Source organism: Streptomyces sp. URMC 126 (assembly GCF_051386555.1).
In the GTDB taxonomy this organism is placed as follows: Bacteria; Actinomycetota; Actinomycetes; order Streptomycetales; family Streptomycetaceae; genus Streptomyces.
The window spans coordinates 1-469 of the sequence record NZ_JBPQTX010000673.1 but is presented as its reverse complement, the minus strand read 5'-3'; the positions used below and the strand labels follow the sequence as shown (position 1 = coordinate 469).

Genomic DNA, 469 nt, shown 5'->3' with positions numbered 1-469 from the left:
GGGTGGGGGTGTGGGTGTGGGACTGGGTGAAGTTTTCGACCCGGACGCCGGTTCGGACGGCGTCCGGGCCGATCCGGTCTCTCACCGTTCTCAGCAGCATCATCTGTAAGTCGCCACGGTGGACGGAGTACTGCGGCCAGCGGTAACCGGCGGCCGTGCCCCTCGGTTCGCTGTAGAGCGTGGTGCCGTGGCGGTCGGCGAAGACGTGGGCGACCGCGGGGACGCCGAGGGCGGCCAGTTCGTCGGCCAGGCCGAGTTCGTGCAGTTCCCGGACGGCGGCGGGCTGCAGATTGATGCCGACGCCGAGCGGGGCGATCTCGCGCGAGGCTTCCAGCACGAGCGGCCGGATGCCCACGGCGTGCAGGCTGAGGGCGGCGGTGAGCCCGCCTATGCCGGCGCCGGCTATCAGGACGTCGGCAGGGTGCGGTGTGGTCATGTCTCCTCATCGGCGGGAGAGGTGGGGTGGGAG

1 protein-coding gene is annotated in these 469 nt (G+C 71.0%); it reads right to left on the bottom strand.

Annotation, left to right across the window (positions count from 1 at the left end; genetic code table 11):
• Positions 1-436, bottom strand: a 436-nt coding sequence (locus ACSNOK_RS33410) for an FAD-dependent monooxygenase (protein ID WP_436784529.1), incomplete at its 3' end; no start/stop codon positions are given.
• Between the last annotated feature and the right edge of the window lie 33 nt (positions 437-469).